This is a genomic window from Methylocystis sp. H62, from assembly GCF_015709515.1.
Lineage (GTDB): Bacteria > Pseudomonadota > Alphaproteobacteria > Rhizobiales > Beijerinckiaceae > Methylocystis.
In genome coordinates, this window is the sequence record NZ_JADNQZ010000056.1 from 142,379 (window position 1) to 168,553 (window position 26,175).

General features: G+C 63.0%; 25 protein-coding genes. 7 read left to right on the plus strand and 18 right to left on the minus strand.

The window, feature by feature from the left end; genetic code table 11:
• Positions 1-26 precede the first annotated feature (26 nt).
• Entirely contained in the window at positions 27-647 is a 621-nt protein-coding gene (locus IYY11_RS14785) for a hypothetical protein (RefSeq protein ID WP_196404532.1), read from the plus strand.
• Positions 648-750: 103 nt separating this feature from the next.
• On the opposite strand, the gene IYY11_RS14790 is transcribed toward IYY11_RS14785, so the two are convergent.
• From IYY11_RS14790 to xoxF5, 4 genes are all read right to left on the minus strand, one after another.
• Positions 751-1,317: a PQQ-dependent catabolism-associated CXXCW motif protein gene (locus IYY11_RS14790; protein WP_196404638.1), complete on the minus strand. Its 567-nt coding sequence runs from the start codon at positions 1,315-1,317 to the stop codon at positions 751-753.
• Positions 1,317-2,216: a substrate-binding domain-containing protein gene (locus IYY11_RS14795; protein WP_196404533.1), complete on the minus strand. Its 900-nt coding sequence runs from the start codon at positions 2,214-2,216 to the stop codon at positions 1,317-1,319. The genes IYY11_RS14790 and IYY11_RS14795 overlap by 1 nt, the downstream gene beginning before the upstream one ends.
• Positions 2,217-2,234: 18 nt before the next feature.
• Positions 2,235-2,702, minus strand: a complete 468-nt coding sequence (locus IYY11_RS14800; protein ID WP_196404639.1) for a c-type cytochrome, methanol metabolism-related — start codon at positions 2,700-2,702, stop codon at positions 2,235-2,237.
• A gap of 149 nt (positions 2,703-2,851) precedes the next feature.
• On the minus strand, positions 2,852-4,660 hold the full coding sequence (gene xoxF5, locus IYY11_RS14805; protein WP_196404534.1) for a lanthanide-dependent methanol dehydrogenase XoxF5: 1,809 nt from the start codon (positions 4,658-4,660) through the stop codon (positions 2,852-2,854).
• 291 nt (positions 4,661-4,951) lie between these two features.
• Here xoxF5 and IYY11_RS14810 point away from each other — a divergent pair, with 291 nt between their 5' ends.
• The gene (locus tag IYY11_RS14810) at positions 4,952-5,875 is read left to right on the plus strand and encodes a quinoprotein relay system zinc metallohydrolase 2 (RefSeq protein WP_196404535.1); all 924 of its coding nucleotides are present in this window, start codon (positions 4,952-4,954) and stop codon (positions 5,873-5,875) included.
• Positions 5,876-6,022: 147 nt separating this feature from the next.
• A complete protein-coding gene (locus IYY11_RS14815; protein WP_196404536.1) occupies positions 6,023-6,817 on the plus strand; it encodes a quinoprotein dehydrogenase-associated SoxYZ-like carrier in 795 nt (264 codons plus the stop codon).
• Positions 6,818-6,824: 7 nt separating this feature from the next.
• Here the strand turns inward: IYY11_RS14815 and IYY11_RS14820 are convergent, their stop codons facing one another.
• The 7 genes from IYY11_RS14820 to IYY11_RS14850 all read right to left on the minus strand — a co-directional run bounded on the left by IYY11_RS14820 (position 6,825) and on the right by IYY11_RS14850 (position 13,187).
• Positions 6,825-7,136, minus strand: a complete 312-nt coding sequence (locus IYY11_RS14820; protein WP_196404537.1) for a cytochrome c — start codon at positions 7,134-7,136, stop codon at positions 6,825-6,827.
• Between the two features lie 7 nt (positions 7,137-7,143).
• Positions 7,144-8,364 carry a molybdopterin-dependent oxidoreductase gene (locus tag IYY11_RS14825; protein WP_196404538.1) on the minus strand — a complete coding sequence of 407 codons (1,221 nt, stop codon included), beginning with the start codon at positions 8,362-8,364 and terminating at the stop codon, positions 7,144-7,146.
• A gap of 41 nt (positions 8,365-8,405) precedes the next feature.
• On the minus strand, positions 8,406-8,546 hold the full coding sequence (locus tag IYY11_RS14830) for a hypothetical protein (RefSeq protein ID WP_196404539.1): 141 nt from the start codon (positions 8,544-8,546) through the stop codon (positions 8,406-8,408).
• A gap of 95 nt (positions 8,547-8,641) precedes the next feature.
• Complete coding sequence (gene cobT, locus IYY11_RS14835; protein WP_196404540.1) at positions 8,642-10,564, minus strand: cobaltochelatase subunit CobT; 1,923 nt, start codon at positions 10,562-10,564, stop codon at positions 8,642-8,644.
• 612 nt (positions 10,565-11,176) lie between these two features.
• Entirely contained in the window at positions 11,177-11,404 is a 228-nt protein-coding gene (locus tag IYY11_RS14840) for a zinc ribbon domain-containing protein (protein ID WP_196404541.1), read from the minus strand.
• Positions 11,405-11,493: 89 nt separating this feature from the next.
• Complete coding sequence (gene cobS, locus IYY11_RS14845) at positions 11,494-12,444, minus strand: cobaltochelatase subunit CobS (protein ID WP_196404640.1); 951 nt, start codon at positions 12,442-12,444, stop codon at positions 11,494-11,496.
• Positions 12,445-12,587: 143 nt separating this feature from the next.
• Positions 12,588-13,187, minus strand: a complete 600-nt coding sequence (locus tag IYY11_RS14850; RefSeq protein WP_196404542.1) for a J domain-containing protein — start codon at positions 13,185-13,187, stop codon at positions 12,588-12,590.
• Positions 13,188-13,273: 86 nt separating this feature from the next.
• Between IYY11_RS14850 and IYY11_RS14855 the strand changes: the two genes are divergently transcribed.
• Complete coding sequence (locus IYY11_RS14855; RefSeq protein ID WP_026222596.1) at positions 13,274-13,570, plus strand: BolA family protein; 297 nt, start codon at positions 13,274-13,276, stop codon at positions 13,568-13,570.
• Positions 13,571-13,575: 5 nt separating this feature from the next.
• Here the strand turns inward: IYY11_RS14855 and IYY11_RS14860 are convergent, their stop codons facing one another.
• Entirely contained in the window at positions 13,576-13,890 is a 315-nt protein-coding gene (locus IYY11_RS14860) for a DUF6156 family protein (protein WP_196404543.1), read from the minus strand.
• A 193-nt stretch (positions 13,891-14,083) separates the two neighbouring features.
• Between IYY11_RS14860 and IYY11_RS14865 the strand changes: the two genes are divergently transcribed.
• Positions 14,084-15,265, plus strand: coding sequence for a phosphoserine transaminase (locus tag IYY11_RS14865; protein ID WP_196404544.1), 1,182 nt, complete (start codon positions 14,084-14,086; stop codon positions 15,263-15,265).
• Between the two features lie 22 nt (positions 15,266-15,287).
• Here the strand turns inward: IYY11_RS14865 and IYY11_RS14870 are convergent, their stop codons facing one another.
• A complete protein-coding gene (locus tag IYY11_RS14870) occupies positions 15,288-15,698 on the minus strand; it encodes a type II toxin-antitoxin system VapC family toxin (protein ID WP_196404545.1) in 411 nt (136 codons plus the stop codon).
• A gap of 8 nt (positions 15,699-15,706) precedes the next feature.
• The gene (locus IYY11_RS14875; RefSeq protein WP_196404546.1) at positions 15,707-15,958 is read right to left on the minus strand and encodes an antitoxin; all 252 of its coding nucleotides are present in this window, start codon (positions 15,956-15,958) and stop codon (positions 15,707-15,709) included.
• A gap of 159 nt (positions 15,959-16,117) precedes the next feature.
• Between IYY11_RS14875 and serA the strand changes: the two genes are divergently transcribed.
• The gene (gene serA, locus IYY11_RS14880) at positions 16,118-17,704 is read left to right on the plus strand and encodes a phosphoglycerate dehydrogenase (RefSeq protein ID WP_196404547.1); all 1,587 of its coding nucleotides are present in this window, start codon (positions 16,118-16,120) and stop codon (positions 17,702-17,704) included.
• Positions 17,705-17,886: 182 nt separating this feature from the next.
• Positions 17,887-18,516 carry a L,D-transpeptidase gene (locus tag IYY11_RS14885; protein WP_154452577.1) on the plus strand — a complete coding sequence of 210 codons (630 nt, stop codon included), beginning with the start codon at positions 17,887-17,889 and terminating at the stop codon, positions 18,514-18,516.
• Positions 18,517-18,577: 61 nt separating this feature from the next.
• On the opposite strand, the gene IYY11_RS14890 is transcribed toward IYY11_RS14885, so the two are convergent.
• The 4 genes from IYY11_RS14890 to IYY11_RS14905 form a co-directional block, all read right to left on the minus strand.
• Positions 18,578-18,952: a gamma-butyrobetaine hydroxylase-like domain-containing protein gene (locus IYY11_RS14890; RefSeq protein WP_196404641.1), complete on the minus strand. Its 375-nt coding sequence runs from the start codon at positions 18,950-18,952 to the stop codon at positions 18,578-18,580.
• 112 nt (positions 18,953-19,064) lie between these two features.
• Entirely contained in the window at positions 19,065-20,927 is a 1,863-nt protein-coding gene (locus IYY11_RS14895) for an extracellular solute-binding protein (protein ID WP_196404548.1), read from the minus strand.
• 204 nt (positions 20,928-21,131) lie between these two features.
• Entirely contained in the window at positions 21,132-23,582 is a 2,451-nt protein-coding gene (locus IYY11_RS14900) for a TonB-dependent receptor domain-containing protein (RefSeq protein WP_196404549.1), read from the minus strand.
• Between the two features lie 116 nt (positions 23,583-23,698).
• The gene (locus IYY11_RS14905) at positions 23,699-26,167 is read right to left on the minus strand and encodes a TonB-dependent receptor domain-containing protein (RefSeq protein ID WP_246719998.1); all 2,469 of its coding nucleotides are present in this window, start codon (positions 26,165-26,167) and stop codon (positions 23,699-23,701) included.
• Positions 26,168-26,175: the final 8 nt, after the last annotated feature.

A 26,175-nucleotide genomic window follows, 5' to 3' on the forward strand; every position in this document is an offset into this window, starting at 1 on the left:
CGATCCTGCGACGTCCGGCGAGCCTCATGATTCACCGCAGCCTGCTTCTTGCGCTTTTTTTGCTCGTTTTCGCCGACGCCGCGGCGGCGCAGGCGCCGCCCCAACAAAGCCAGCCAGATTGGCCGTGCCGACAGGTGCGCGTGCCCGAGCTCGCGGTCGGGGGCGTCTGGGCCGGTCCGCCGCTCGACGCCGCTATGAAACATTGGCGCGATGATGCGACGATCGCCGATCTCGTCACGCGCCTCGCGCAGCGACGCACGCAGATGGACGAAGCCGAGCGGCTTATCGCGCAATTCGCCAAGTCGGCGGGCGACGCGCGCAAGGGACGCCTGACGACGCTGTTCGCTGGCGTCTATGAGCGCATGAACGACGAGCGGCGCGACCTGGTCAACGGCCTCGATCGTTTTGGCCGGCGACTGAAAGCCATGGCGGAGACGGCGCGCCAGGAAACGCAGACGCTGCGCGACCTGCAGGATCAAATGCCCCCGGACCCCGAAGCAATCAAGAAGGCGAGCGAAGCCGTGCAGTGGCGGCTGCGGCTGTTCGAGGAGCAGCGGCGCATGGTCGGCTATGTGTGCGAAAGCCCGGCGCTGATCGAGCAACGTTTTGGAACGCTCGCGCGCGCCATCCAGCAGGCGATGGAGTGAAAGCTCCCTCGTCATTGCGAGGAGCGTAGCGACAAAGCAATCCAAAAAATCCGCGCCAATCTGGATTGCTTCGCTGCGCTCGCAATGACGGCTGCGAGCCGCCCTACTCGCGCGGCTCGGGCTGGCGCTCTTCGAGCGGATGACCGGCCTGCTCCCAGGCGTCGGCGCCGGGCGGATACCACAGCACATGCGTATAGCCGAGGGTGAGCGCGCGTTTCGCGGCGTTCCAGGACGCCCAGCAATTGGTGCGGCAATAGAAGACGAGCGGCTTCGATTTGTCGCCGCCGCTGGCGCGCGCCACGCTTTGCTCGAAATAGCGCGCCATCGGTTCGGAGAGTTCGCCAAACCCGGTGTCGGGAAGCCAGATGCTGCCGGGAATGTCGAAGCGCTTCGGATCGCGCCACACCGCATTCTTCGGCAGGCCTTCCGGCTTTGGCGGCCGCGAAAGCGCGTCGATGAAAACCGCCTTCTTGCCGATCCACAGTTCAAACGCCTGCGGGGTGTCGAGAACCGTGGCGCCCTTGAGCGTCGCCGGCGTCGGCGCATGATAATTGTCGAGGCGATAGCCTTCCGGCTCCGGCGGCGTTTGAGCGCTTGCCGGCGCGGCGCAAAGCGCAACCGCAGCGCAAAGCGCGAGAAGGCCGCTCGCCAAATGTTTCGCCAGATTCATCACGGAACCGTGATCGCATGCCCCGACTCATCGAGCAACGGGACGCCATAATCGCGAAGAATGCGCTCCAGCTCGATCTTGTTCTGGGCGATCAGCGTATTGAGTTCGCGCTTCCAGTTCTGATCGGAATGGCGAACCCCGAAACCGATGCGGAAGGCCATGCGGGCGCCGGGCGTCTCCGGCAGAGGGGTGACATTGAGCTTCACGCTCGATTGTTTGGCGTAGTAGCCGGCGATCGGTCCCCACAGCAGCGCGACGTCGATCTCGCCCTTTTCGAGATCATGCATCATCGCCGCGCCGGAGGATTCGACGCGCGTGTCGACCATCAGCGCATAGGGCTTCACCGACGCCATCAGACCATTCATCGCCAGCACATTGCCGGGCGGCGTGTTGGCGACAAGGCCGATGCGACGCGGCTTTTCCTTCAGACGCGGATCATCGAGCGTCTTTAGGCCGTCAAGCTCCGAGCCCGCGCGGGTCACGATGGCGTAGGTCGTCCGGTAATAGGGATTGGTGGTCTGCACCAGGTCATTGCCCTGCGGCATGCCGAGGATGACGTCGCAAAGATGCGCGTTGAGCGTATTGCGCACAAAGCCCGTGGCGCCCGGATAAAAGGTATAGGCGAGATCCTTGCCGAGCTTCTTGGCCAGGAATTCGGCGATTCTGTTCTCGAAGCCTTCGCCCTTGTCGTTTGAAAAGGGAAGATTGTTCGGATCGGCGCACACGCGCAGCGTCTTGGGATCGACGAGTTCGATCGAACCCTGATTGTCGTCGCCCGTGGCGCCGGCGTCGGGCCCCATATGCTGCGCCGAGGCGGGGGCCGCCACAAAGAGGATTGCGGCGGCCCAGCCCGTCGAGAGCAGCGCGGAAAAACCGCGCCGATGCGTGAAGCGGATCATGCGATCGTATCGACGCTCTTACTTCTGGTTCATGCACTCGGTCTCGGCCTTGGCGAAGGCCTCCGGGCGGTCTTCTTTCTTTCCCGGACGGCCGGGCTCGATAGCGCCGGTCGAGAGGGCGCGCAGATAGACGTAGAGATCGTCGATGTAGCAGGAGGCGTTCTTGTTTTCGGCGAAGGCCGGCATAACGCTGTTGCCGTTCTGGCGGCCGCCGATGACGATGCCGGCGAACTCGGCGTAGTCGAACCGCTTCACCGAATCCTTGAGCGCCGGCGCATAGGTTGAGCCGCCGCCATTGGGGCCGTGGCAGACGTGGCATTCCGCGTGATAGCGGCGATAGCCGGAGAAGGTGTACCAGTCCACCTTGCCGTCGGGACCGACGTTGTAGGTGGGGTCGCCTTTGGCGTCGAGATATTTGCCGTCTGTCGATTTGACGGCCTTGGGGTCTCCCGGCGCCTCGGCCATGGCGGAGCTTCCCACGCACATGATGACGCCCAGAGCTAACGCTCCGGCAAGCGACGATCTCATTACCTCTCTCCTTGGTCTCTTCTCTTCCCACACAGTGTAAACGCCGACGCTCGGCGGCACCTTGACGGTGCGCCGAGCGCCGGCTTTTTAATTGCTTCGCGTCTCGCTTAGTTCGGCAGAGCGAAGACAGTCAAGACGCCGCCAAGAGCCGTATAGTTGGCCAGCGACGCATAGTTGCCCACGGCGCCGAGTCCCTCGTTGCTCTTCGAGAGGCCAGCCGCCAAGCCGATGCCGGCCCAGCCGCCAACGCCCGAGAGCACCGCGACATACTGCTTGCCGCCGGACTCATAGGTGGTGACGTTGCCGATGATTCCCGACGGAGTCTTGTACTTATAGAGCTCCTTGCCGGTCTTCGTGTCGACGGCCTTCAGATAGCCCTCAAGCGTGCCATAGAAGGTGATGCCGCCGTCCGTCGACGTCGCGCCGCCCCAGACCGAGAACTGCTCCTTGTTGGACCAGACGATCTTGCCGACCTTGGCGTCCCAGGCGATGAAGTTGCCGGTGTGGGTCTCGCCCTTGTCCTTGCCCGCCGGGAACATTTCCAGCGTCGCGCCGACGTAGGGCTGGCCCGCCGTGTAGCTCACGCGGAACGGCTCATAGTCCATGCAGACATGGTTGGTCGGAACCAGGAACAGTCCCGTCGTCGCGTCGTAGCTCGCCGGCTGCTGGTCCTTGGAGCCAAGCGCCGCCGGGCAGACATATTGCGTATTGACGTCTTCGCCGTTCTGCTCCGTCGAATATTTCGCCACGCCGAGCGGACGGCCATAGGTCTTGGAGCTCTTGTCCATATCGACCTTGGTCGCCCAGTTCACCGCCGGATCAAATTTCTCGGCGACGAGCAGTTCGCCGGTGACTCGGTCAAGCGTATAGCCGAAGCCGTTGCGGTCGAAGTGGACGAGAGTCTTGCGCTTCTGGCCGCCCATGTCCTGGTCGGCGAGAATCATCTCGTTGATGCCGTCATAGTCCCACTCGTCGTGGGGCGTCATCTGGTAAACCCACTTCGCCTTGCCGGTGTCGAGGTCGCGCGCCCAGATCGTCATCGACCAGCGATTGTCGCCCGGACGCTGCTTGGGGTTCCAGGTCGAGGGATTGCCCGAGCCGTAGTAGACGAGATTCAGGTCCGGATCATAGCTGTACCAGCCCCAGGTGGTGCCGCCGCCGATCTTCCACTGATCGCCTTCCCAGGTCGTGATGCCCGAGTCCTTCTCGACCGGCTTGCCGAGATGGGTGGTCTTGCCCGGCTCGATGAGCGTATCCGCGTCGGGGCCCATCGAATAGCCGCGCCACACCTGCTGGCCGGTCTTCACGTCATAGGCCGTGATGTGGCCGCGCACGCCGAATTCGCCGCCGGCGATGCCCACGAACACCTTGTCCTTGAAGACATGCGGCGCCGCGGTCGAAGTCTGGCCCTTGGAGGGATCGCCGTTCTTGACCGACCAGAGGAGCTTGCCGGATTTGGCGTCGAGCGCGACGAGCGTGGTGTCGGCCTGCGCTAGGAAAATCTTGCCATCGCCATAGGCGAGACCACGGTTGACCGTGTCGCAGCACATCACCGGCACGACCGACGGATCTTGCTTGGGCTCATACTTCCAGAGGATCTTGTGGTCCGGATCCTTCAGGTCGAGCGCATAGACGTTGTTGGGGAACGGCGTATGCAGATACATGACGTCGCCGATGACGAGCGGCGCGCCTTCATGGCCGCGCAGAACGCCGGTGGAGAACTGCCACGCCGGCGCGAGCTTGCCGACGTTCTCGGTCGTGATCTGCTTAAGAGCGGAATGGCGCAGGTTGCCGTAATCACCCGTCGGCATCACCCACTGCTTGGGGTCTTTCTGCAGGGTCTGCAAATCGTCGGCCTTCGCCGCGCCGGCGAGCGCGAGTACGGCCACCGAAGTCGACAACAACAGTTTATGCATGAGCTTTTCCTCCTGACGACGTCCGGCGCGCATTTTTATGCGCCGCCGCCGACGTCGTGCCTCCTTGGCGCCTCGACATTGGGAAGGCGATTTCCGTTTATGTCTCAAGCCGGCGGGACAAAACGTCCGCCAGCGGCGAGAAGCTCCCGGTTCCCGTCCGGAAGACATCTTTTAACTCGGAAACGGCGGGATAATATGTCGCTAGCTCTTGAATCGCAATCGCAAAAAACAAGGGCGCGGCCGTGCGACGCAGCGCATCGGCCTGCCCGTGAAACAGCCAAGACGAACAACATGTTGCGTCGCTTACTGGCGCTTGTCGCGGCGCTCGCGCCGCTTGTCGCCGGGACCCCCGCCCGCGCCTTCTCCTTAAGTGAAATCGCCCCCGGCGCTTACGCGCATCAGGGCGAAACTTCCCTAATGACTCGGGAAAATGCGGGCGACATCGCCAATCTCGGCGCCATCGTCGGGGACGAATCGGTCGCGGTGATCGATACGGGCGGCAGCCTGATCGAAGGCCGCGCCTTCCTCGCGGCGCTGCGCGAAAAGACGCAAAAGCCCATTCGCTACGTCATCAACACCCACGCCCATCCCGACCATACGTTCGGCAATGGCGCCTTCGTCGAGACCGGCGCGACCTTCGTCGGGCATAAAAATCTGCCGCGGGCGCTGGCGGCGCGTGGGCCGCATTACCTTTCGGCGTTTCGCGCGCAGATGGGCGACGCCCTCGACGGCGTCACGATCGTGCCCCCGACATTGACCGTCGACCAGACGCTGACGCTCGATCTCGGTCATCGCGAGATCGTCCTGCAGGCGTGGCGCACGGCGCATAGCGAATGCGACCTCACCATTCTCGATCCAAAGAGCGGCGTGCTCTTTTCCGGCGACCTGCTCTTTCTTCAGCATGTGCCGGTCGTCGACGGGAGCCTCCTCGGCTTCCTCGACGTCGCCGACAGGCTCGCGGCGATCAAGGCGACGCAGGTCGTCGCCGGACATGGCCCCCTCCCCGCGCCCTGGCCCAAGGCGCTCGATGACCAGCGCGCCTATCTCATGCGGCTGACCGCCGACCTGCGGGCCGCGATCAAGAAGGGCGAGGGCGTCGCCGCCGCAGCGAAGACCGCCGGCGCCGAGGAACGGGAGAAATGGCGGCTCTTCGACGACTACAATGCCCGCAACGCCACGGCAGGATTCGCCGAGCTGGAGTGGGAGGGGCCGTGAGCATGACTTTGTCACGTGACGGCGACCAGAGTTGGCGCTTATCCTTGCCAGGAGATCAGCGCTCTTGCCGTCATTGCGAGCAGCGCAGCGCCGAAGCAAGCCAGAGCCGGGGACGGCTATGCTCGCAATGACGGACGTGTTTGGAGGATGCCGGATATGAACATAGCAGCCCGTTCCGCCGCCGGCGCCCTCTTCGCTCTCCTTGCGAGCGCGGCCCTCGCCCAAACCGCGCCCGATCCCTGGCCCGAACTTGTCGTCGATATTTTTCATAGCCGCCCGATCGCGGCCGCTGACGGCGTCATCGCGCTCGACGCGCCGGCGCGGGCCGAGGATGCGGCGATCGTGCCGATGACCATGCGCTTCGCCGACCCGTCGCGGATCAAGGTCGCGACGCTGGTCATCGACCAGAACCCGATGCCGATGGCCGCGGCCTTCACGCTCGGCGAGAAATCCGGCGTCGGCTTTATCGAGACCCGCGTGCGGGTCAATTCATACAGCAACGTCCATGCGGTGGCGGAAACCGGCGACGGCAAACTGCGCGCCGACGCTAAATTCGTCAAAGCCTCGGGCGGCTGTTCGGCGCCCGCGGTCAAGGACGAGGACGAGGCGGTCGCCAATCTCGGCAAGATGAAATATCGCGAGTTCAAGAGCGCCGATCCGGCAAAGCGCGAGGCGCAGATCATGATCCGCCACCCGAACAGTTCAGGGATGCAGATGGACCCGGTCTCGCGCGCCTATCTCCCGGCGCATTTCATCGACTCTGTCGAAGTCTTTCAGGGCGACGCGCCGATCTTCAAGATGGAAGGCGGCATCTCGCTCTCTGAAGACCCGACCTTCCGCTTCACCTATGCGCCGAACGGCGCGAAGACGATCCGCGTCGAAGCCCATGACAATAAGGGCGGCGTCTATAAGGGCGAATGGCCGATCGGCGAAGCGTCGTGAGTCGCGCTCAATAGGTCGCGGCCAGATAATCGACGATCGCGGCGGCGTCAGGCTCGTCGATCTGCGCATGATAGGACGCGATCATCTTCTTGACGACGCCTTCCCAGAACGCCCGGCCCATCTTCGGCGGCTGGCGCTCGATATAGTCGACCGAGTGGCAGGCGGCGCAATTGTTCTGCGCGGTTTCCTGTCCCGGTCCGGCGCGCAGCGTCGCCGTTTCTTCCGGCAGCGCATAGGTCAGCGTCTCGGCGGCGCCGAGCGCCGGCGCGAGAGACGCCGCCGTCGCCATCAGGATGAGCGTTTTGCGAATGCGCCGCATGTCTCCGCTACACCGCCTCTATCCGAACCGTCTCCACCACATGCCGCATATAGCCGGCGTGGTTCCATAAGGGGGCCAAGGGCTGCGACTGGCCGGCGCGATTGACGGCGCGGGATTTCAAATGATGCACGCCGGGCCGCAGCGACAATTCGGTCCGCCATTCGCGGAAGGAATAGCGGCCGAGATCCTCGCCGAGCCGAGCCGTGGTCCAGTTCGCGCCGTCGTCGGCTGAGAGCAGCACGGCTTCGACGCCATGGCCGCCGTCGAAGGCGATGCCCCTGACCTCGAAGGCGACATGCGCCGCGACCTTCGCGTCTTCGGCCGGCCGCGTCACGAAGCTGCGGACATTGAGCCGCTTGATCGGCCGCGTCGCCCCCTTCGGCGCGCCCGGCGTGACGCAGACGCAATCATTATCGGGGATGCGATAGGCGCTCGACATCCAGAAGCCGCTAAAATCGCTGTCGAGCACTTCGATATCGTTGAGATGCTTCACCCAATAGGTGCCGTAACAGCCGGGAACCACCAGCCGCAACGGGAAGCCGTTGAGCCATGGCAGGTCTTCGCCATTCATGGCGTAGGCGAGCATCACTTCGCCATCGCCGGCGTGGCCGAGGTCGAGCGCCTTGACGAAATCCGGCGTCTCCGGCGCCACGGGCGAGTCGAGCCCGTTGAAGGCGACGGACTGAGCCCCCGGCTTCGGGCCGGCCTTTTCGAGCAGCGTCTTGAGCGCGACGCCGCGCCAGCGGGCGTTGCCCATCGCGCCATGGCCGAACTGTCCGCCCCCGACGCGCGGTTCGACGAAGCCGCGGCTGTTGCCCGAACATTGATTGACGGCGACGATCTCAACTGGCTCGAAGTCGCGCTTGAGCGCTGCAAGCGAGAGCGACAGCGGCGTCTCGACATGCCCCCGCACCTCGAGGCGAAAGGCTTCCGGATCAATGCTGAGCGGGACGCCGGCGAGGTGATAGCGGACGAAAAAGGCGTCGTTCTGCGTCAATACCCCTTCGTCGTAAACGGAAAAAGGGGTTTCGAGCTGAGGCGGCCTGACGGTCTGCTCGATCAGCGCACGTTTCCCAGGGTAGCGCACGAGGGGCCGGTCGCCATTGGCGAACCCCAGTCGCGCGCCTTCCGCCGAGAACGCTCCCCTCCCATCAAACGAGGAGAGAGCCGCGAGGCCAAAGCTTGCGCCTCGCAGAAATGATCGCCTGCTCGTGGCTCGGGGCATCATCTACGCGGCCGGCGCCTTGCAGCGACTGCGCGGCTAGAACGTCAGGAGCCCCAAATCGTCAGCGCCGCGCATAGCGCGAAGGGCAGCGTCGCAAGCGCGAGAACGCTCGTAACGCAAAAAAATCGCGCCGTTTCGCTCGCTTCTCTCGGAGCCGCCTTGTCCTGCCAGTTGATGAACGCCATCACGATCCCCTCACGAAATTCAAACTCACGCCATAGAAACGCGCGAGGCGGCGAATCGTTGCAGTTTCGTTAAAAAAGCTGAAGCGCCGGCTCGGTCACCGACGCGCGACGGCGACCGGCGCCCGGCGGCGCTGGGTCGGCGGGGGCGCGGGCGCGGCGCTTTCGCTGAACAGTTCGGCGAGTTTTTCCGTCATGGCGCCGCCCAACTCCTCGGCGTCGACGATCGTCACCGCGCGCCGGTAATAGCGGGTGACGTCATGGCCGATGCCGATGGCGATGAGTTCGACCGGCGATTTGCTCTCGATCTCGTGGATGATTTGCCGCAGGTGCCGTTCGAGATAGTTGCCAGCGTTGACCGAAAGCGTCGAATCATCGACTGGCGCGCCGTCCGAAATCATCATCAAGATGCGCCGCTGCTCGGTACGCGCGAGCAATCGGCGATGCGCCCAATCGAGGGCTTCGCCGTCGATATTCTCCTTCAACAGCCCTTCCCGCATCATCAGGCCGAGGTTGCGTCTGGCGCGGCGCCAAGGCGCGTCGGCGGCTTTATAGATGATGTGGCGGATGTCGTTGAGGCGTCCGGGATTGGCCGTCTTCCCTTCGGCGATCCAGGCCTCGCGAGACTGGCCGCCCTTCCAGGCGCGAGTGGTGAAGCCGAGGATCTCGACCTTGACGCCGCAGCGCTCCAGCGTGCGCGCCAGAATGTCGGCGCAGGTGGCCGCGACCGTGATCGGGCGCCCGCGCATCGAGCCCGAATTATCCAGAAGCAGCGTCACCACCGTGTCGCGAAAGTCCATGTCCTTTTCGCGCTTGAACGAGAGCGGCTGCTGGGGATCGATGATGATCCGCGGCAGTCGCGCGGGATCGAGCATGCCTTCCTCGAGGTCGAACTCCCAGGAACGGCTCTGCTGCGCCATGAGCCGGCGCTGCAGCCGATTGGCCAGCCGTCCCACCACCGAGGAAAGATGCAGCAGCTGCTTGTCCAGATAGGCCCGCAGCCGGTCCAGCTCCTCGACGTCGCAGAGCTCCTCGGCGCGAATGATCTCGTCGAAGCGGGTGGTGTAGGCGTGATAATCGGCGCCGGCGCGCTCGGCGGCGTTCGTCGCCGGGTGACGCGCCTCGGCGGCCTCCTCGGCGTCTCCGGCGTCGGCCTCTCGCTCGGTCTCGCCATAGGGCGCTTCCGCGGAGTCGCTTTCGCCTTCCTGCTCGGCGTCTTCGGCCGCAAGCGCCGTATCCATCTCGGCGGCGCTCTTGGACTCTTCGTCGTCCTGATCGTCGCTCTCGCTCTCGTCGGGATTTTGCGGCGCGTCCTCGCTTTCCTCGTCGGCGTTCGTCTCGTCAGGCGCTTCGCCGCTGGCCATATCGAGATGCGAAAGCAGCTCGCGCACGATCTGGGCGAAAAGCTTCTGGTCCTCCACCGCCCCGGACAGCCGGTCGAGATCTGCGCCGGCGCGCTCTTCAATCGTGTCGCGCCACAGCTCGACGATTTTCTGCGCGTGCTGCGGCGGATTGAGTCCGGTCACGCGTTGGCGCGCAAGCAGCGCCAGCGCGTCTTCAAGCGGCGCGTCGTCGCGCCCTGAGATTTCATCGGCGTGGCTGCGCTGATAGCGGTCGTCGAGCATCGCGCCGATATTCGCGGCGACGCCGGGCATTCGCATTGCGCCGATCGACTCGCAGCGCGCCTGCTCCAAAGCGTCAAAGGCGGCGCGCGCCGCCACCGGCTCCGGCGCATAGCGCCGATGCAGCGCGTCGTCGTGACAGGCGAGGCGCAGCGCCAGGGAATCCGCCTGGCCGCGCAGAATCGCGGCGTCCTTTACGTTCAGCTTACGCGGCGGCTCGGTCAGCCGCGCCTTCGCCCCGTCGGCCCCGGCGATGAGCGAGGGTCGCTCCGGGGCGAAATTCACCTCGAGCGCGGGCGAGCGCGCCATGGCGCGCATGGCGCCGGCGACGGCGCGTTTGAACGGCTCCTGCGGCGCCTCCTTGGGCGAGGCGGGCCGTCGGTTTGTCGGGGCTGACATGACGGAACTATATGCGCGGCGGAGAGCGAAGCCGCAAGTCGGCGGGCGGTCAGCGGCGGGGGTAAGATAAGGGGGACGATAGGCAGTACGCGAAAAAGCCGCGCAGCCTGGCCGCGCGGCTTTTTTTCCGGTCGAGATTGTCAGCCAAGGTGCGAAATCACCGGAGCGACCAGGACCACGGTCACAATCGCGGCAATTGCGCCGACAGCCCAAATAATTCCCTTTAAACGCGAAGTGGCTGCGGTGTTCATGCTCATTTTGTCTCTTTACATGGACATGCCTGCGAAGAAATAACATAGGCCGCCGGCAGGAACGTCCAGAAAAGCTGCGGCCTACTTCTTACGTCTAAGCGTAAATACGGGCTTTGCAACCAGTTTGCACGTAAAGGCGAACGTCAATAAGCGAATTGAAATGTATTTTTTGCCGCTCATGACTGTCAAAAGGCTTCGAATCCCTAGCGCAGGCAGGGCAAAGAGGCGGCTGGCGGATGCGAGATCATCGGCGAATATGGACCAATTGACGCATGTTCTAAAAACGTCATTTGCGCGGACGGCGTTGACTCGGGTCGACGGCGGAAGGCCGGCGCAATCCGATCGCCACGCGAGCGGCCGGTCACAATTTGCGTTCTTGCTTGCTGAAATTCGACAGGTCGCCTTCCGCCGCGGCGCGCTGGCGCCATGATTTCGCGATGGCCGGATATTTGATTTCTTTGCTGATGCGCGAAACCTGCTGCTGGAGCTTCTCGCTTCCGCAGGAGGGACAGGCCGGGGTTTCCGACGCGCGCACCAAAAGCTCGAATTCGGCGGAACAGGCGTCACAGACATAGGCGTAAAGTGGCATTGGTGCCTCGGTCGCTTGGCGTTACGGACGCCCTCGCGCGAGCAATTTTCGTTCCGCTGCACTCTTTTCGCCCAAAAACGCCGCTACGCCTAAGTCATCACCACATTCACGGCGCTTTCCGGCAGCTCCTTGCCGAAGCAGCGCTGATAGAATTCGGCGACAAGCGGACGCTCCAGTTCGTCGCATTTGTTCAAAAAGGTCATCCGGAAGGCGAAGCCGATGTCGCCGAAAATCTCGGCGTTCTCCGCCCAGGTGATCACCGTGCGCGGACTCATCACCGTCGAAAGGTCGCCGGCCATGAAGGCGTTGCGGGTGAGGTCGGCGACCCGCACCATTTTATTGGCGACGTCGCGGCCTTCCTTCGTCGCGCCATAGGATTTCGCCTTGGCGAGCACGATATTGGTCTCGGCGTCATGCGGCAGGTAATTCAGCGTCGCGACGATCGACCAGCGGTCCATCTGCGCCTGGTTGATCTGCTGCGTGCCATGGTAGAGGCCCGACGTGTCGCCGAGCCCGACGGTGTTGGCGGTCGCGAACAGACGGAACGCCGGATGCGGCCGGATGACGCGGTTCTGGTCGAGCAGCGTCAGACGGCCGGAGACTTCGAGCACGCGCTGGATCACGAACATCACATCGGGCCGCCCGGCGTCATATTCGTCGAAACACAAAGCCACGCAGTGCTGCACCGCCCAAGGCAGGATGCCGTCGCGAAACTCCGTGACCTGCTTGCCGTCCTTCAGGACGATGGCGTCCTTGCCGACGAGGTCGATGCGCGAGATGTGGCTGTCGAGATTGACGCGCACGAAAGGCCAGTTGAGCCGCGCCGCCACCTGCTCGATATGCGTCGACTTCCCCGTGCCGTGGTAGCCGGTCACCATCACGCGCCGATTCCTGGCGAAGCCGGCGAGAACGGCGAGCGTCGTCTGCCGATCGAAGAGGTAGTCCGGGTCGAGGTCCGGCACATGTTCGTTGCGCTCGGAAAAGGCGGGAACCTCCATATCGGAGTCGATTCCGAACACCTGGCGCACCGAGATCTTCATGTCCGGCGTGCCGTCGAGGCCCGTTGCGGCGTATTCTGCAGCGACCAAAATGCGTCCTCCTTGCGCGGACCGTTTCGCCCCCGCATGATTGCGCCGAACATGTCTGCGCCGCGGCGAAAAAGCTTTGCGCGCGCGACGAGCGCTCAGACCAGCCGGGCGGCCCTCAGCGTCTTATAGGCATGGATGATTTCCCGCAATTTTTCCTCGCGGGAGCGGTCGCCGCCATTCGCGTCGGGATGATGGCGCTTGACGAGTTCCTTGTAGCGCGCGCGGATCGCCACGGCGTCCGCCGTCTCCTCAAGCCCCATGGCGACGAACGCCCTAATCGTCACGGGCGAATGTTGCGGCGCGCGGCGGGCGGCGGCGGGATGCGGACGGCGGAAGCGCTGGCGATAGACGCCAAGCGGATCGGCCGCCGTCATCGTGTCCTCGCGAAAGCCCGTCTGTCCGCGCTTCGTCCCCATGGACCAGGTCGGCCGGTGCCCGACCGTCGCGTCCTTCATGTAGCGGGCGACCGAAGCGTCATCCATGCCGTTGAAATAATTGTATGTGGCGTTGTATTCACGGACATGTTCGAGGCAGAAGCAGAGATACTGCCCTTCCCGCAACCGACCCATTGGCGCGCGGTGGACGCCCTCCGCCTCACAGCCGGGAGAATCGCACCGCGTCACGGTCTCGCGCCGAGTTTCGCGCGGCTGGCGCTTGGTTCGGATGCGGTCGAAGAGGGGCGAATTCAGGTCCATTTCATTCCATTATGATGGCGCCGCAGCGCGCCGCAAGCGCAACCAAGCGCCAATGTGCTAAATCGGCGGTCGAACCGGAGATAAACATGACGGATCAGGGTAAAGGCGTCGTCAAGACGCGCATCGCACAGAAACTCACCCAGGCCCTCGCGCCAGCGGCGCTCAACGTGATCGACGAGTCGCACAGCCACGCAGGGCATGGGCATCACCATCCAGACGGCGAAACCCACTTCAGAGTGGAGGTGGTGAGCGCGGCTTTCGAGGGCAAGAGCTTGATCGAGCGGCACCGTCTCGTCAATGCGCTTCTCTCCGACGAGTTGGCCGACCGCGTCCACGCTCTGGCGATCAGCGCCAAAACTCCGCACGAAGCCGCGCCCGTTTAAGGCCGTCAACTGCGCAGCGGGACGCCGTCAGCGCCGCAGTCGATCTCGGAAACGTCCTCGCCCATGGCGATGCGGGCGCGCGCCAGCGCCCCGTCGGCGCCATAGGCGTAATCGTGGCGCAGCTCCACCTCGCCATAAACGAGCTTCTCGCAACTGACGATCTTGCCCTCGGCGTCATAAGTCGCGCGAAAATAGGTGTTGCGGTTCTTCAGCTCGCTCGCCTCGAGCGGCCCCAGGAGCTTCAATGGCAAGCGAACCCCGGAATAGGAAAGAAAATACCGGCATTCTTCCTCATCATGCGCTTCATTCATCTCCGACATCTTTGCTCTCCCTGGTCCCCGGCGCTTCTTCAGCGACGCCGCGCAGCCTGGTACGAGAAAATCGCGCCAACCTCATGGCTCCCCCATGGCTCTCGGGAGTGCGCGGCTGAAACCCCGCGGCTCTTGACGGTCGGCTGGGCAGCGCGTAGCGCGGACGGCGGCGGCGCCGCGCCGCAATCGAGAGGGCTGCATCATGGCCGCCGTCGACAAAGTGGCGAAACCCGCCGCCAAGCCGGCTAACCCCAGCTTTTCTTCCGGCCCCTGCGCCAAGCGCCCGGGATGGGCGCTGGCAAATCTCGCCGGCGCGGCGCTCGGCCGCTCCCATCGCTCGAAGGCCGGCAAAGAGAAGCTGGCGCAGGCCATCGCGCTGACGCGGGAGATCCTGCGCGTTCCCGCCGATTACCGCATCGGCATCGTGCCGGCCTCCGACACCGGCGCCGTGGAAATCGCGCTCTGGTCGCTTCTCGGGCCCAGGGGCGTCGATGTTGTCGCTTGGGAGAGCTTCTCGAAGGACTGGGTCAATGATGTCCTGAACCAGTTGAAGATCGAAAAGGCGCGAAGCCTCGCCGCGCCCTATGGCGAATTACCCGATCTGTCGCAAATCGACTTCGACAATGACGTCGTCTTCGCCTGGAACGGAACGACGTCGGGCGTGCGCGCGCCGAACGCCGATTTCATTCCGGCGGATCGCAAGGGCCTGACGATTTGCGACGCGACGTCCGCCGCTTTCGCGCAGCCGCTCGACTTCGCCAAGCTCGATGTGACCACCTATAGCTGGCAAAAGGTTCTCGGCGGCGAGGCCGCGCATGGCATGCTGATTCTCTCGCCCCGCGCGGTCGAGCGGCTCGAGAGCTATGCGCCGCCCTGGCCGATGCCCAAAATTTTCCGGCTGACCAAAAAGGGCAAGCTGAACGAGGGGATTTTCCAGGGCGAGACGATCAACACGCCCTCGCTCCTCGCCGTCGAAGATTATCTCGACGCGCTGTCCTGGGCGCGATCGATCGGCGGGCTTGAGGCGCTATTCGCGCGCTCGAACGCCAATGCGCAGGCGGTCGGCGACTGGGTTGAAAAGACGCCCTGGATCGACTTCCTCGCCAAGGATCCCGCGACCCGCTCGAACACCAGCGTCTGCCTTGTCTTTTCTAAAGAGAGCGCGGCGAAGGGCGCCGACGCGCAGGCGATGCTCGCCAAGAAGATGGCGGCGATGATTGAAAGCGAGGGCGCCGGCTATGATTTTGGCGCCTATCGCGACGCGCCGCCGGGCTTTCGCATCTGGTGCGGCGCGACGGTGGAAGCGTCGGACGTAGCCCTGCTGACCAAATGGCTCGACTGGGCTTATGCGGAAGCTTGCGCCGACGCCGCGCAATCGGAGTGACGAGCAGTCGCGAGCAGCCGCCTCATCGATCGTTCCAGTCCGTCACCATCAGGCCCGGCACGCGGTCGAACTCGCGGCGGTTGGCGGTGACGAGAATGGCGCCGCGCCGGCGCGCTTGTGCGGCGATCAAAACGTCATAGGGGCCGATCGGTTTTCCATGACCTTCAAGATAAGCGCGGATGTCGCCTGCGGCATGCGCGTCATCAGCGTCGAACGCCGCGATTTCGGGAACTGCCGACAGGAAGTCGTCGAGTCGCGCATGATTCCTCTCGGGCGCCACGCTTTTCGCTGCGCCGTAGCGAAGCTCGGCAAGGACCGGCGCGGGGATGAGCAAGCGCGATCCGTAAAACAGCTCAGCTCTCAGCCGCTCGTCGAGGTGAGGCGCACGCCGAGTCATCACGCCTATGATCACATTCGTATCGAGACAAAACATGCGCCGCCTCAATCGAAAGTGACTTCGTCATCAGGTTCGAACGGAGGTTCGTCCGGGAGCTCCGGAAAGTCCACATCGAGATAGGCGTCGAGCTTTGCACGCCACGCCTCGACGTCGAAGGGCGGCTTTTCCAACGGCTCCAGAATGACCTTGTCGCCAACTTTGCTGACGCGCACCTCCGTGCCCGGCATCCGAAATTCCTTGGGAAGCCGAACGGCCTGGCTGCGGCCATGCTTGAACAATTTCGCGGTGGCGGTCATGCGGCCTCTTGTGATATCTACATATGATAGATACCAAATTTTTTGATCGTTTTCCAGCGCTTCTTCGGTCGTCGCCACAAATCTAGATTGCGTTCAGCGCAAGCGCGCTTCCACATTGACGCACAATGCCGCTCATTCCTTTCTTTGCAGGATGATCCCATGCCGCCGCGCGTTCTCATCTCGGATTCTCTTTCGCCGGCCGCCGCACAGATTTTCCGCCTGCGCGGCCTCGACGTCGACTTCGAACCGACGCTTGGAAAAGACAAGGACAAGCTTGCCGCCACGATCGCCGACTATGACGGACTCGCGATCCGTTCGGCGACGAAGGTGACCGCCGACATTTTCGCGCGGGCGCCGCGGCTCAAGGTCGTCGGCCGCGCCGGCATCGGCGTCGACAATGTCGACGTCGCCGCCGCCACCGCGCGCGGCGTCATCGTCATGAACACGCCCTTCGGCAATTCGATCACCACCGCCGAACACGCGATCGCGCTGATGTTCGCTCTGGCCCGCGAAATTCCCGCCGCCGACGCCTCGACCCAGGCCGGCAAGTGGGAAAAGAACCGCTTCATGGGCGTCGAGATCACCGGCAAGACGCTTGGCGTCGTCGGCTGCGGCAATGTCGGCGCGAATGTCGCCGAACGCGCGCTCGGCCTGAAGATGCGGGTGATCGCCTTCGATCCTTATCTCACCCAAGAGCGCGCCAGCGAGCTCGGCGTCGAAAAAGTAGACCTCGACGAGCTCTTGGCGAGAGCCGACTTCATCACGCTGCATACGCCGCTGACGCCGCAGACGAAGAATATCCTCTCGGCGGAAAACCTCGCCAAGACGTGCAAGGGCGTGCGCATCATCAATTGCGCGCGCGGCGGGCTGGTCGACGAAGACGCGCTGCGCAAGGCCCTCGACGACGGCCATGTCGCCGGCGCCGCCTTCGACGTGTTCGCGCAGGAGCCGGCGACCGAGAACCCATTGTTCGGCCATCCGCACGTCGTCTGCACGCCGCATCTCGGCGCTTCGACGAGCGAGGCGCAGGAAAAGGTCGCGCTGCAGATCGCCGAGCAGATGGCGGATTATCTCACCCGAGGCGCGATCGCCAACGCGGTGAATTTCCCCTCGATCAGCGCCGAAGAGGCGCCGCGGCTGAAGCCCTTCGTCGAGCTCGCGGAAAAGCTCGGTCTCTTCGTGGGTCAGGTGGCCGTCGCCGGCGTCGACACATTGTCGATCGTCTACGAAGGGGCCGTCGCGTTGCAGAAGACGCGGCCGATTACGGCGGCCGCGATCTCGGGGCTGCTTCGACCCATTCTCGAAGACGTCAACCCGGTGTCGGCGCCGATCCTCGCCAAGGAGCGCGGCCTGGCGATTGAGGAAATCACCCGCGAGGCGCAAGGCGACTATGAATCCCTCGTCACGCTCAGCGCGCATACCGCGCAGGGCGAAATTTGCGTTTCGGGGACGGTATTCCACGACGGCAAGCCGCGTATTGTCGGCATCGGCGACATTGGCGTCGACGCCGAATTCGCGTCGTCGATGATCTATCTGACGAATGAAGACAGGCCCGGCTTCATTGGCAGATTCGCCGGCGTGCTCGGCGAAGCCGAGGTCAATATCGCCACGTTCGCGCTCGGCCGCGACAGGCCCGGCGGCGGCGCCGTCGCGCTCGTCGCCATCGACGGCGAACTGCCGCAGCAGGCGCTCACCGCCCTGAAAAGCCTGCCCGGCGTGAAGCAGGCGACGACGCTTAAATTCTGAGTCGGCGCGCGGCGGCAGTGTTGCAAGTCTGCCACTATGCCGCAAGAAAACGCCGCTTGTCCTGCGTTTCGCGCGTCGGCGCGCTTGCTTGCGCAAGCGGCCTGCGGGACTAATCATCAGCGCGTCTGCGTCGCAATTTCGTGGCGGCGCGACGTCAGCCCACACTTGGACAAGGGAAAACCATGCGGCGTCTTGCTTTTGCACTGATTTGCGCATTCGGCGCGCTCGGGGCCCTTTCGTCTCCAGTATTGGCGCGCAGCCCGGCGCCGCAACCGGCTCCTGCGCCGGCGCCGGTCGTCGATCCTTTCGCCGCGCTATTCGGCGGCGGCTCCTTCGCCCCGCAAACCAGCGACGGCCGTCCGCAGGCGGTCGCCGTTCCGCGCGAGACCGTCGCCTTCGACGCCAGATATGCGCCCGGCACGGTGATCATCGCCACCAATGAACGTCGACTCTATTATGTGCTCGGCAACGGCCAGGCGATCCGCTACGGCGTCGGCGTCGGCCGCCCCGGCTTCGAATGGGCCGGCACGCGCTTCGTCGCCCACAAGCGCGAGTGGCCTGATTGGACGCCGCCGGCGCAGATGCTGCGTCGCCGCCCCGACCTGCCGCGGCACATGGAGGGCGGCGTCAACAATCCGCTCGGCGCGCGCGCCATGTATCTCTCCGGCACGCTGTACCGCATCCACGGCTCCAACGAGCCCTGGACCATCGGCCAGGCCGTGTCGTCGGGCTGCATCCGGATGACCAATGACGACGTGGTCGACCTCTACAACCGCGTCAAGGTCGGCACCCGCGTGGTCGTGACGCGGTAAGAGTTTTATAGCGAGCATTTTGAACGGCCGGCGCTTGCGTCGGCCGTTTCGTCTTGAAGGATTACTTTTCTCCAGGCCGGTCGCGATCCAGCCCCTTCGCGGCAAGCTCTGCGAGATAGGACGAGAACCGCTCCGACGCCGTTTCGCCAAGCTCGCGCAGATACCGCCAAGTGTAGATCCCGGTGCGGTGCATGTCGTCGAAGTCGAGCCGCACGGCGTAATTGCCGACCGGCGCGACCGCGAGGATCGCGACATCGCGCTTGCCGCCGACAGCCTTGCGCTCCGCCGCGGAATGGCCCTGCACTTCCGCGCTTGGACTTTGCGTGCGCAACAGTTCGGCGCTGAGCGCGAATTGCGCGCCATCGTCGAAAGAGACGTTCAGCATCCTGCCGCTTTCGGAGAGGCGAAGTTCCGTCGGCCAGGGCTCCTGCCCCATGAGGTTCTCCAGCGCCTTTGTCACGCGAGGCGGTTCCAAGTCGCCGTGGCGCGCTGCATCCAGCCGCCGCCATTCGGTTCTACCGCCTTCCGGCGAAAGGCGCCAATCGAACTCAACGGATGCCGGCTTTCTCGCTCCACCAGTTCTCCAAGGTGAAGCCGAAGGGAAACATCGGAAAAAGCGGCATGTGCGCAGGATGGCGGAGCGCGGCGCCGTACGCGCACCAGATGGCGTTCACGTGCTGCAGAGGCACGAAATAGAATCCAGAGAGCAGGAGGCGATCGAGCGCGCGCGCCGCCGCGACGCTGTCTTCCTGCGTGCGCGACGCGAGCAGATTGTCGAGAGCGGCGTCGAGCGCAGGCGACGCGACCCCTGCGTGATTGAGCGAGTTTACCCGCTCGAGGCTCGCCGTGCTCCACCGGTTCAGCTGCTCCTGGCCCGGAACGGCGGCCGGCAACCATTGCCCGATCATCATGTCATATTCGAAGCGCTGACGCCGGCGCTGGTACTGGACTTCGTCGTAGACGCGCGGGCTGGCGTCGATTCCGATGCGCTTCAACGCAGCGGCGAAATTCAGCGCAAGTCGTTCTTCATCCCGGTCGCGAATCATGATCTCGAAGAGAACGGGAGCGCCATTCTTCTGGAGATGTCCGTCGACCAGGACGTAGCCGGCGTCGGCGAGGAGCATCTGCGCGCGCCTGGCCACGGTGCGATCGCGTCCGGAGCCATCGTGTTGAACAGGCCTCCAGCGGCCTTCGAGAACGTCGTCGCGCACGACGCCGGGATACTTCGAAAGCAAAGCACGCTCCGCCGCGCCTGCGGGACGCCCGACCGAAGAATAATCCGATTCGCCGAAGTAGCTTTCCGTACGGTTGTATAATCCGCTGTAGAAATTGGCGTTGATCCATTCGAAGTCATACATCATGGCGATCGCTTCGCGCAGCCGCACGTCGCGGAAGATGCCCTTGCGCAGATTGAAGACGAAGCCTTCCATTCCTGTCGGGCGGCCGGGGCGCAAGACCTCCTTCACCACGGCGCCATTGCGAACCGCCGGGAAATCATAGCCGCTCGCCCAACGCGCGGCGCTCGTCTCCTCGCGATAGTCGAGGAGGCCCGCCTTCAGCGCCTCGAACAGCGCCGCCCCGTCGCGATAATAGTCGAGGTCGATCTCGTCGAAGTTATAGAGTCCTCTTTGGCTTGGTATGTCGCGGCCCCAGTAGTCGGGATCACGGCGCAGAACCAGACGCGCGCCGGCTTTAGCTTCCGCGATCACATACGGGCCTGAGCCGAGCGGGATCGTCATATCGAGCTCGTCAAAGCGCTCCACATTGGTCGCCTTCTTCGACAGGACCGGCATGGCGGCGAGAATGAGCGGCGCCTCGCGATCCTTCACGCCAGTCAGATCGAAACGCACCGTATGATCGTCGAGCGCGGCGGCGGATTTCACTAAACCGAAAATCGCGCGATGGTTCGGCCGACCTCTTGACTTCAGCAAATCGAAGGAAAAAAGCGCGTCCGACGCAAGGATGGGCGTCTTATCCGAGAAACGCGCCCGAGGGTCGATGTGAAAGGTGACGTGTTCGCGCGCGTCGTCGATTTCGACAGATTGAGCAATCAGCGGATAAAACGAATAGGGTTCGTCCTGCGATCGCGTCATCAGGCTTTGCAGCACATTGCCGATGATGACTTGCGGCGCGTCGCCGAATCTTGCGTTGAACGGATTGAGACTCGCAAATCCGCCACGCTGGCCGAGCCGCAGCCTGCCGCCTTTCGGCGCGTGGGGATAGGCGTAAGGAAAATGAGCGAAATCCTTCGGCAACGCAGGTTCGCCATAGAGCGCGAGACCATGCGTGATGGGAGCTTGCAGAGGGCTTTCGGCAAGCGCCGAAATCGGCGCGATCGCCGTCAGTTGGACAAGCGCCGCGAGGCGCGCGGCGCCGATCAGGCGGCCAGTTGCGTGGGCGGCGCAAAGCATTCCATCGCCTCCTTCGCCAAAATCGCGCATCGAAGCTATCTCGCTTCGGCAAAACGTACGGTTGAAAGAACTCCTGATCGCTTCGGGCGCACCACTTCGAAAATGAGACTGAAGAGGATGCCGCAGCTGAGCCGCTGTGTAGCTTTGCCAACACAGATGGCCGTGCAGCGTCGCCCCGAATGAACGAGGCGACGCCACGCCGCGTCAGAACCTGAGTTTGACGCCTCCGGTGAAACCAAGCGGCTGGCCGGCGAGTAGACCCGCGCCCTGCGCCGTCGCCAGTCCGCCCGTCGGCCAGACCAGCGGCGTTTGTATCGCGCCGGTAAGGAGAGAGTTGGCAAGCACGGTTGCGCCGGCGGCATAGGTTCGATTGAAAACGTTCTGGACGTCGAAATAGAGTTCGATATTCTTGATATAGAAGTTTGTCAGGTCGTGTCTGTAGTGAGCGTTCAAATTGACGAGGCTGTAGCTCGGGACGGTGGTGAAATTGGCGTTGTCGATCGTATAGTCGCTCTTGAAAATATATTCGACATAGGCACCGAGACCAGCGAGATCGCCGTGCGGCTGATCATATCCCAAGCGCATCGTCAGCGTATGCGGCGGCACATTGGGGATTCTGTTGCTGGCGCGATTATACAAGACCGCTCGCCCCCCGACCGATCCGAGATCTTCCCAAAAATTGGTGAAAAACTGATTGTTGAACGTATAGGCGGCGATCATCCGCCATCCCTCGAAGGGTCGCCAATCGGCGTTGAGTTCGACGCCGCGGTGGAGAGAGGCGGGCGTGTTTAAAAAATAGTTGATGGTTCCATTGCTCAACCGCAAAATCTCGTTGCGATGCCATTCGTTGAAGCCGGTCACGCTGACCGTGAGATCCGAGCGCGGCGTCCAGTCGATCCCGACATCGACGCCCATGTTGGTCTGGGCCTTCAGCGGATTTTGTCCAACGCCGTTTCGCGTGCTGGTGAGGAACACGAATGTCGGCGTGCTGTAGCCGGTCGCATAACGCGCCCGCACCTGCCATTCGGGGCTGTAGCGATAGGTGAGCGACGCTTCCGGCGCCGTGTTCCAATAGTCATTGTCAACGGCGACCAGCTGCGAAAGGGTCGGCTGAAAATTGTTGGCGTAATTGTTGGCGGTGAAGACTCCCCAGACCCGGTTCCAGTTGGCGCTGAAGCCCACGACGCCGGTCAGGCCCGGCGCGAGCGCAATCTCTTCGCGCGCACGCAAACTGATGTTTGACGTGTAGCTATCGATTTTGCCCACTGGCGCGCCCCTTACGCCGCTGTACCATGCGTTCGCAATCTGGTTATAGAGCGGGTTGGTGGTTTTGGCGTTGTTATAGAAAAACTGGAGAAAATGCGTGGCCGGAAAACCAAACAGCGGAACGTGACTGGTAATGTCGGTCTGCGCGGTGATGCCCACCGTCGGACCCGTGATGGCCACCGCGCCGCCCTGTCGGCCCGGCGGCGGCCAAGTTCCGTTGATGTTATCGAGATAGTCGTAAGTGAATTGCGATCGCCACGTGGTGCTATTGTCAAAATCATGCTCGAACTGAACGCCGCCGATCTGTCTGAGCGTGTTCGCGTGCGAGCCGAGTTGCCAGACGCTTTGGCGAGTGAGCGCGCCGGTCACGCCATTCGCCGGCACGTTCAGATTGTTGCACAAGTTGAGATTCAGCGGAACCGCGGTGGAGCACCCGTAATTTTTTTGAAAAGGATTGAGGTAGAACACCGTAAAATTTTCTCGGTTGAGATACTCCGCTCTCAGGTCGTTGGCGATATATTTCACGATGACGCGATCGGTAGGGGTCACATCCCATCTGCCGATAACCTTGGCTTGCTTGCCTGAGTAGGCGCCCCGGCCCGCAAAGCCGCCGCCATTGGCGTCGGAGGCGAAAAACGCCAGATCGAAGCCGCCGAGCACGCTGTCCTTCACCGCCTTGCCGACGCGAATATAATTGTTGACGTAGCCGAAGCTGCCGAATTCCGAACCTGTGTTGACGCCATCAATTTCGGCGCCGGTGAAGGTGCGGAAATTGATCGCGCCCCCATAGGCATAATTGCCGAAAAGAGCGGACGAAGGTCCGCGATAGACATCGACGGCGGCATAAGAGTGCGGATCGAGCAGGTCGGTGCGGCCATTGCCGTCGGCCGTCATGATCGGAAAGCCGTCTTCCCACAGCATGATGTTGCGGACGCCGTAGGGGAACCCGACGCCGAGCTGATTGCCGGATCCGCGAATCGAGATCATCAGGTCACGCGCGCTATTGCCCTGCTGTATGGAGACGCCGGGGCTGTAATTCAGCACTCCTCGGACATCGACCAGCGGCGTTGGCGATAAGAATTTGGTGTCGATGATCGTTACCGTCTCGCCAGGCGGATCGCGGTAGATCGGCAACTTCGCGCGGACCGGATTGAAGCCGGGCGCATATCCCGCTTCGCCCGCCGTCGACTCTCTCACCGCCGGAGCCTCCGCCGTCGGCGCTCCGGCCGTGGGCCCGTTCGGCGCGGCGCGAACGCCGGCGCCCGAGCGGAGCCGGCCGCCGATATCGATCGTCGGAAGCGCCTGCTGCGCACGCGCGACGGAGGCGGCGGACAAGACGGCGAGAGCGCCGAGCGCCACGCCGTGCATCGATTTCGATCGAGAGCGCATCTTCTTTGCTTTCCTGGCTGAGGTAGAATTTTATTGAGAGCGCCGCCTTGCCTCGTGTCGCCCGAAAAAACATGCCCGACGGTCGGCATGAAAACCGGAGGCGGCGCCCGATCGCGTCAGAATTTGAGTTTGACGCCGCCGGCGAAACCAAGCGGCTGGCCGGCGAGGATGCCCGCGCCCTGCGCCATCACCAGGCCGCCGGTCGGCCAGACGAACGGCGTCTGTATCGTCGTGCCCGGGAGGAGCGTGTTGGTGACCACCTGCGCGCCGTTGACATAGGTCCGATTGAAGACGTTCTGGACGTCGAAATAGAGCTCGATGTTCTTGAAATAGAAGTTTGCGACGTCGTGATTATAGTGCGCGTTGAGATTGACCACGCTGTAGCCTGGTACGGTCGTGTAATTGGCGTTGTCGATCGTATAGTCGCTCTTGTAAATATATTCGACATAGGCGCCGAGACCGGCCAGATCGCCGTGCGGCTGATCATATCCGTAGCGTATCGTCACCGTATGCGGCGGCACATTGGGAAGTCTATTGCCCGAGCGATTATAAAGAACAGGAACGCCGGCGAACGCAGGAACGCCGGAGACCGACCCGAGATCGTCCCAAAAATTGGTGACGAAGAAATTGTTGAAGGTATAGGCCGTGATCAGCCGCCATCCCTCAAAGGGCCGCCAATCGGCGTTGAGTTCGACGCCGCGGTGGAGAGAGGCGGGAATGTTCTGCTGATAGGGGTTAACAAAGTTGGTCAGCGTCAAAATCTCATTTCGGTGCCATTCGTTGAAACCGGTCACGCTGACAATGAGATTGGGGCTTGGCGTCCAGTCGATCCCGAGATCGACGCCCATGTTGGTCTGGGCCTTCAACGGATTTTGTCCAATCCCGCTTTTCGTCCTGGTGAGGAAGATGAACGCCGGCGTGCCGTAGCCCGCCGCATAACGCGCCCTCACTTGCCATTCTGGGTTGTAGCGATAGGTGAGCGAGGCTTCCGGCGCCGTGTTCCAATAGTCATTGTCGACGGCGAGCTGAGTAGACAGCGTGGGCCGGAGAGTGGCGGCGTTGTAATTATAGCCGGTATTGACGCCCCAGACTCGGTTCCAGTTGGCGCTGAAGCCCACGACGCCGGTCAGACCAGGCGCAAGCGCAATCTCTTCGCGCGCACGCAAACTGATGTTTGACGTGTAGGAGTCGATCTTGCCGACCAGCGCGCCGGATGCGCCGCTATACCAAACATTGGGAAGCTGGGTATAGAGCGGATTGGTGATTTTGGCGTTGTTATAGAAGAACTGGAGAAAATGCGTCGCGGGGAATCCAAAGATCGGCGCGTGACTGGTGATGTCGGTCTGCGCGGTGATGCCCACCGTCGGACCTTTGAGGCCCACAGGGCCGCCTTGTGGGCCCGGCGGATTCCAAACGCCACTGATGTAATCGAGATAGTCGTATGTGAATTGCGACCGCCACGTCGTGTCGCTATTGAAATCATGCTCGAACTGAGCGCCAGCGATCTGTCTGAGTTCGTTCACGTGGGAGCCAAGCTGCCAGACGCTTTGACGAGCGAGCGGCGCGGCGACGCCATTGGCCGGCTGTTGAAGATTATTGCACAAGGCGAGGTTTAAAGAGGTGGGGATGGCGCAACCCTGTTGAAAAGGATTGAGGTAGAACACTCCTAAATTCGTTCGATTGACATACTCCGCTCTAAAATCGTTGGCGATATATTTCACGATGACTCGATCGGTAGGGGTCACATCCCATCTGCCGAGAATCTTGGCTTGTTTGCCCGAGTACGCGCCGCGCGCTTGATAGCCGCTGCCATTGGCGTCGGAGGCGAAAAACGCCAGATCGAAGGCGCCAAGCACGCTATCCTTCACCGCCTTGCCGACTCGAACGTAATTGTTGAAATAGCCGAAGCTGCCAAATTCCGAACCCGTGTGCACGCCGTCGATTTCGGCGCCCGAAAAGGTGCGAAAATTGATCGCGCCGCCATAGGCGTAATTGCCGAAGAGAGCCGATGAGGGTCCGCGATAGACGTCGACGGCGGCGAATGAGTGCGGATCAAGCACGTTGGTGTGGCCGAGGCCGTCGGCCGTTAGGATCGGAAAGCCGTCTTCCCACAGCATGATGTTGCGGGTGTTGAACGGATAGCCGGAGCCGGCGCGGTTGCCGGATCCGCGAATCGAAATCTGCAGATCGCGCGGACCAAAGCCACCCGCCTGTACGGAGACGCCGGGGCTGTAGTTCAGCACCTGTCGGACATCGACCAGCGGCGTCGGCGACAGGAATTTGGTGTTGATGATCGTCATTGTCTGGCCTGGCGGATCCCGGTAGATGGGCAGCTTCAAGCGGGCGGCGCTAAAGCCCGGCGCATATCCCCCTTCGCCAGCCGTCGACTCTCTCACGGCCGGAGCCTCCACCGGCGTTCCGACCGTCGGCCCGTGCGGCGCGGCGCGAACGCCCGCACCCGTGCGGAGCCGACCGCCGACATCGATCGTCGGCAGGTTCTGCTGCGCATGCGTAACGGATGCGGAGGACAAGAGGGCGAGAGCGCCAAGCGCCACGCCTTGCATCAACTTCGACCGGGAGTTCATTGTCTTTC

Excerpts from the sequence above, each read along its gene's own strand:
- cobT (WP_196404540.1), bottom strand. The coding sequence starts at position 10,564 with ATGTCAGCCCCGACAAACCGACGGCCCGCCTCGCCCAAGGAGGCGCCG.
- IYY11_RS14865 (WP_196404544.1), top strand. The coding sequence starts at position 14,084 with ATGGCCGCCGTCGACAAAGTGGCGAAACCCGCCGCCAAGCCGGCTAAC.
- IYY11_RS14890 (WP_196404641.1), bottom strand. The coding sequence starts at position 18,952 with ATGGGGCAGGAGCCCTGGCCGACGGAACTTCGCCTCTCCGAAAGCGGC.
- IYY11_RS14870 (WP_196404545.1), bottom strand. The coding sequence starts at position 15,698 with ATGTTTTGTCTCGATACGAATGTGATCATAGGCGTGATGACTCGGCGT.
- IYY11_RS14795 (WP_196404533.1), bottom strand. The coding sequence starts at position 2,216 with ATGATCCGCTTCACGCATCGGCGCGGTTTTTCCGCGCTGCTCTCGACG.
- IYY11_RS14820 (WP_196404537.1), bottom strand. The coding sequence starts at position 7,136 with ATGCGGCGCATTCGCAAAACGCTCATCCTGATGGCGACGGCGGCGTCT.
- IYY11_RS14885 (WP_154452577.1), top strand. The coding sequence starts at position 17,887 with ATGCGGCGTCTTGCTTTTGCACTGATTTGCGCATTCGGCGCGCTCGGG.
- IYY11_RS14905 (WP_246719998.1), bottom strand. The coding sequence starts at position 26,167 with ATGAACTCCCGGTCGAAGTTGATGCAAGGCGTGGCGCTTGGCGCTCTC.
- IYY11_RS14850 (WP_196404542.1), bottom strand. The coding sequence starts at position 13,187 with ATGGACCTGAATTCGCCCCTCTTCGACCGCATCCGAACCAAGCGCCAG.
- IYY11_RS14790 (WP_196404638.1), bottom strand. The coding sequence starts at position 1,317 with ATGAATCTGGCGAAACATTTGGCGAGCGGCCTTCTCGCGCTTTGCGCT.
- IYY11_RS14900 (WP_196404549.1), bottom strand. The coding sequence starts at position 23,582 with ATGCGCTCTCGATCGAAATCGATGCACGGCGTGGCGCTCGGCGCTCTC.
- IYY11_RS14785 (WP_196404532.1), top strand. The coding sequence starts at position 27 with ATGATTCACCGCAGCCTGCTTCTTGCGCTTTTTTTGCTCGTTTTCGCC.
- IYY11_RS14810 (WP_196404535.1), top strand. The coding sequence starts at position 4,952 with ATGTTGCGTCGCTTACTGGCGCTTGTCGCGGCGCTCGCGCCGCTTGTC.
- IYY11_RS14830 (WP_196404539.1), bottom strand. The coding sequence starts at position 8,546 with ATGGCGTTCATCAACTGGCAGGACAAGGCGGCTCCGAGAGAAGCGAGC.
- IYY11_RS14860 (WP_196404543.1), bottom strand. The coding sequence starts at position 13,890 with ATGTCGGAGATGAATGAAGCGCATGATGAGGAAGAATGCCGGTATTTT.
- IYY11_RS14800 (WP_196404639.1), bottom strand. The coding sequence starts at position 2,702 with ATGTGCGTGGGAAGCTCCGCCATGGCCGAGGCGCCGGGAGACCCCAAG.
- IYY11_RS14855 (WP_026222596.1), top strand. The coding sequence starts at position 13,274 with ATGACGGATCAGGGTAAAGGCGTCGTCAAGACGCGCATCGCACAGAAA.
- IYY11_RS14895 (WP_196404548.1), bottom strand. The coding sequence starts at position 20,927 with ATGCTTTGCGCCGCCCACGCAACTGGCCGCCTGATCGGCGCCGCGCGC.
- IYY11_RS14825 (WP_196404538.1), bottom strand. The coding sequence starts at position 8,364 with ATGATGCCCCGAGCCACGAGCAGGCGATCATTTCTGCGAGGCGCAAGC.
- cobS (WP_196404640.1), bottom strand. The coding sequence starts at position 12,444 with ATGAAGATCTCGGTGCGCCAGGTGTTCGGAATCGACTCCGATATGGAG.
- IYY11_RS14840 (WP_196404541.1), bottom strand. The coding sequence starts at position 11,404 with ATGCCACTTTACGCCTATGTCTGTGACGCCTGTTCCGCCGAATTCGAG.
- xoxF5 (WP_196404534.1), bottom strand. The coding sequence starts at position 4,660 with ATGCATAAACTGTTGTTGTCGACTTCGGTGGCCGTACTCGCGCTCGCC.
- IYY11_RS14815 (WP_196404536.1), top strand. The coding sequence starts at position 6,023 with ATGCCGGATATGAACATAGCAGCCCGTTCCGCCGCCGGCGCCCTCTTC.
- serA (WP_196404547.1), top strand. The coding sequence starts at position 16,118 with ATGCCGCCGCGCGTTCTCATCTCGGATTCTCTTTCGCCGGCCGCCGCA.
- IYY11_RS14875 (WP_196404546.1), bottom strand. The coding sequence starts at position 15,958 with ATGACCGCCACCGCGAAATTGTTCAAGCATGGCCGCAGCCAGGCCGTT.